The sequence below is a fragment of the Janthinobacterium sp. GMG1 genome (assembly GCF_034427795.1).
Lineage (GTDB): Bacteria > Pseudomonadota > Gammaproteobacteria > Burkholderiales > Burkholderiaceae_D > Janthinobacterium.
The window spans coordinates 1-491 of sequence record NZ_JAXQNT010000048.1; the positions used below are offsets into that span (position 1 = coordinate 1).

2 protein-coding genes are annotated in these 491 nt (G+C 61.3%); both read left to right on the top strand.

What is annotated here, in order from left to right; genetic code table 11:
• Positions 1-229 (top strand): hypothetical protein (locus SJI03_RS28830; protein WP_322429462.1); only part of this gene is annotated, 229 nt, incomplete at its 5' end.
• 16 nt (positions 230-245) lie between these two features.
• Positions 246-491 (top strand): hypothetical protein (locus SJI03_RS28835; RefSeq protein WP_322429463.1); only part of this gene is annotated, 246 nt, incomplete at its 3' end.

The following is a 491-nucleotide window of genomic DNA, read 5'->3' on the forward strand; positions in this document are numbered from 1 at the left end:
AACCTTTGTCGCCAGTAAAACCGGCTACAGCATGCTGACATTCCCAACGGCATTCCCTAACGGGCTGCTGTCCATTCAAGCCAACGTCATCCACGGTTCCCTGGGTGCCGGTTCCGTCAACTTCAACATGGATGCGAAAACGCGCAGCGGCGTCCCGGTGGCGGTAGTCAATTCCAGCGCCAGTGATTACCTGGCCTACCCCATCACCTATACCGCACGCGGCTATTAACAAGAGAAAGCCCCCCATGGATATGCTTGCCCCCGACAACCTCGATGCCGTTTTTTATTCCCTGCAAACGGCAGGCTTTTACCCCGAACGCCTGCGCGCGGCCTATGACGCCGCCGGCTCATGGCCCGCTGACGCCGTGCTGATTCCTGCCGAGCGGCTTGCCAGCATGCAGGCGGCGGTGGCCGAAGGCGCCACCGTCGCGCTCGATTCCCATGGCCAGTGGATCGTGACGGCGCGCGCGCCCACGCCGTATGTGCAATTA